The sequence below is a fragment of the Phenylobacterium sp. genome, assembly GCF_035276905.1.
Lineage (GTDB): Bacteria > Pseudomonadota > Alphaproteobacteria > Caulobacterales > Caulobacteraceae > Phenylobacterium.
The window spans coordinates 1-2,958 of the sequence record NZ_DATELG010000247.1; the positions used below are offsets into that span (position 1 = coordinate 1).

Below are 2,958 nucleotides of genomic sequence, written 5' to 3' on the forward strand. Positions count from 1 at the left end.
CCCGTCGCGCGTTAAGCCTCGCGTATGGCCGAGTTTGATTTCGACGCGGTGGTGGTGGGTGCGGGCGCGGTGGGGCTGGCTTGCGGCTATGCGCTCTCCCGGCGCGGGCTCGTGGTCGCGGTGCTGGAGCAGGAGGCCGCCATCGGCCAGGGGGTCTCCTCGCGCAATTCCGAGGTGATCCACGGCGGGCTCTACTATCCGACCGGCTCGCTGAAGGCGCGGCTCTGCGTGGCGGGAAGGCGCGCGCTCTATCCGTTTCTTCAGGCCCACGGCGTCGACTTCGACCGCTGCGGCAAGCTGGTGGTGGCCGCCGACGCCGACGAGGCCGCCAAGCTCGACCACATCCTGAAACAGGCCAGGACCAACGGCGTCGAGGACATGCGCCACCTGTCCCGGGCCGAGGCGCTGGCGCTGGAGCCGGAGCTCGCCTGCGCGGCGGCGCTGATCTCGCCGCAGAGCGGCGTCTTCGACAGCCACGGCTACATGCTGGCCCTGCAGGGCGAGATCGAGGCCGCCGGCGGCGCGGTGGTGCTGGCGACGCCCTTCGACGGCGCCGGTCCGTTGGCGGGCGGCGGGTTCACCGTGCGCGCCGGCGGGGCGGAGCCCACGACGCTGACCTGCCGCTATCTGCTGACCGCGCCGGGGCTCTCCGCCCAGGGGGTAGCGGCGCATATCGAGGGCTTCCCGGCGGGGCTCATCCCGCCCGCCCACTTCGGCAAGGGCCTGTATTTCCGGCTGGCGGGCAGGGCGCCGTTCACGCGGCTGATCTATCCGCCGCCGATCCACGGGGCGCTCGGCACCCACTATCGCCGCGACCTCGGCGGGCAGGGGATCTTCGGCCCGGACCTGCACTATGTGGACGCGCCGGACTATACCGTGGACCCGGCCGCGGCGGCGGATTTCTACCGCTACATCCGCAAGTTCTGGCCGGGCCTGCCGGACGGGGCGCTGGTCCCCGACTATGCGGGCGTCAGGCCCAAGCTGCACGGCCCTGACGAGCCGCAGCCGGACTTCCGCATCGACGGGCCGGAGGCGCACGGGATCGAGGGCCTCGTGGCCCTCTTCGGCATCGAGAGCCCGGGGCTGACCTCGTCGCTGGCGATCGGCGAGGAGGCGGCGGGGCGGCTGGGCCTCACTTCGGGACCAGCTTGAGCACCCGGCCGCGGTCGTTGTCGGTCAGGAGATAGATCGCCCCGTCCGGGCCCACGACCACGTCGCGGATCCGCTCGCCAAGGTCCTTCAGCAGCCACTCCTCGCCCGTGATGCGGTCGCCCTTCAGCGTCAGCCGCGCCAGGTGCTCGGGCTTCAGGCCGCCGACGAACAGGCTGCCCTTCCAGGCGGGGAACAGGTTCGCGTCATAGAAGGCCATGCCGGAGGGGGCGAGCACCGGGTCCCAGTAGTAGATCGGCTGCTCCATCCCCGCCTTCCGGGTGATCCCGGCGCCGACCGGCTGGCCGGAATAGTCCTCGCCATAGGTGATCACCGGCCAGCCGTAGTTCGTGCCCGCGCGGATGATGTTGACCTCGTCGCCGCCGCGCGCGCCGTGCTCGACGGTCCACAGCTGGCCGCTCCAGGGATTGATCGCCGCGGACTGGCTGTTGCGATGGCCGTACGACCAGATCTCGCCTCTCGTCCCCTTGCGCCCGACGAAGGGATTGTCGCGCGGGATCCCGCCGTCGGGGTTGATCCGCACCACCTTGCCGAGGTCGTTGTCGAGGGTCTGGGCCTTGGCCATGGCGCTGAACCGGTCGCCGACGGTGACGAACAGGGTTCCGTCGCGGGCGAACACCAGCCGCCCGCCGATGTTGGCGGAATCGTCCCGCACCGGTTGGGCGCGGAAGATGACCTGCAGGTTCTTCAGCGCGGACGCCGGGGTCTCGACCAGTTCGGCGCGCGCCACCGCCAGGCCGGATCCGCCGGCGCGAGGCTCGGAATAGGCGAAGTAGATGCGCCGGTTGCGCGCGAACTGCGGGTCGAGCGCCAGGCCGAAGAGGCCCATCTGGCCGCCGGTCGCCACCGCCGGAACCCCCTGCAGCGGGGCCGAGACGGCGCCCGCGGCGGTGACGAGGCGGATCCGTCCCGGCCGCTCGGTGACCAGCATCCGCCGGTCCGGCAGGAAGGCCAGCCCCCACGGGCTCTCCAGGCCCCGCGCGACGGTGACGACGCGGAAGGCGGTGTTCGTGGTCAGCCTCGGCGCCCGCGTCTGACCGGGGAATGCGGGCTTCTGGCCCTTGGCGTTGGGCGGGGCGGTCTCTTCCGGCTGGCCTGAGTCGGGCGCGGCGCGGCCGCTGCAGGCGCAGAGCAGGAACACCGCGCCCAGGGCCAGGAACTTGCGGGGCATCAGGTCGACTCCGCTACAGCGGCCCGACCGCCGCCCTCAGCGCCTCCTCTGGCGATGCGCCCTCGAGGTGGATCAGCGACCAGACCGCAAAGAACAGCAGCGGCCAGCGCTGGCCCGCCGCACCGGCTGCAAACGCCCCGGCCACGGCGTCGGGTTCCTTGAGCGCCCGCACGGCGTCGAGCTTGCCGATCCGCCCCGCGATCTGCGCCGCCCGCGGAGCGATCCACGCCTCCACCGGGACGGTGAAGCCCTGCTTGCGGGCCCACGGCTCGGCCGCCGGGCAGGCGCGCTCCAGCCATTTGCGCAGCAGCCACTTGCCGTAGCGGCCGCGGACCTTGAAGCGGTCGGGCAGGGGAAAGGCGAAGGCGGCGACGGCCGGGTCAAGGAACGGCGTGCGCCCCTCCAGCCCGTGGGCCATCAGGCAGCGGTCGAGCTTGAGCAGCAGGTCGTTCGGCAGCCAGGTCGAAACGTCCGCCCATTGCGCCGCCTGCAGGCCGCAAAGCCCCTTCGGCGCCTTGGCCTGGGCGCGCAAGCAGGGCTTCACCGTGCCCGTCGAGGCCTGGATCGCGCCCTGCGCCGCCGACCTCGCCGCGCGCGTGGCCGAAGTGCGCGCCGTC

At 72.6% G+C, this 2,958-nt stretch carries 3 protein-coding genes; 1 reads left to right on the top strand and 2 read right to left on the bottom strand.

The window, feature by feature from the left end; genetic code table 11:
* Nucleotides 1-24: 24 nt before the first annotated feature.
* Nucleotides 25-1,152 carry an NAD(P)/FAD-dependent oxidoreductase gene (locus tag VJS38_RS11650; RefSeq protein WP_324088316.1) on the top strand — a complete coding sequence of 376 codons (1,128 nt, stop codon included), beginning with the start codon at nt 25-27 and terminating at the stop codon, nt 1,150-1,152.
* On the opposite strand, the gene VJS38_RS11655 is transcribed toward VJS38_RS11650, so the two are convergent.
* Complete coding sequence (locus VJS38_RS11655; protein ID WP_324088317.1) at nt 1,133-2,341, bottom strand: PQQ-dependent sugar dehydrogenase; 1,209 nt, start codon at nt 2,339-2,341, stop codon at nt 1,133-1,135. The two genes, VJS38_RS11650 and VJS38_RS11655, sit on opposite strands and share 20 nt — an antisense overlap.
* Nucleotides 2,342-2,354: 13 nt before the next feature.
* On the bottom strand, nt 2,355-2,958 hold a 604-nt coding region (locus VJS38_RS11660; protein WP_324088318.1), incomplete at its 5' end, for an asparagine synthase-related protein.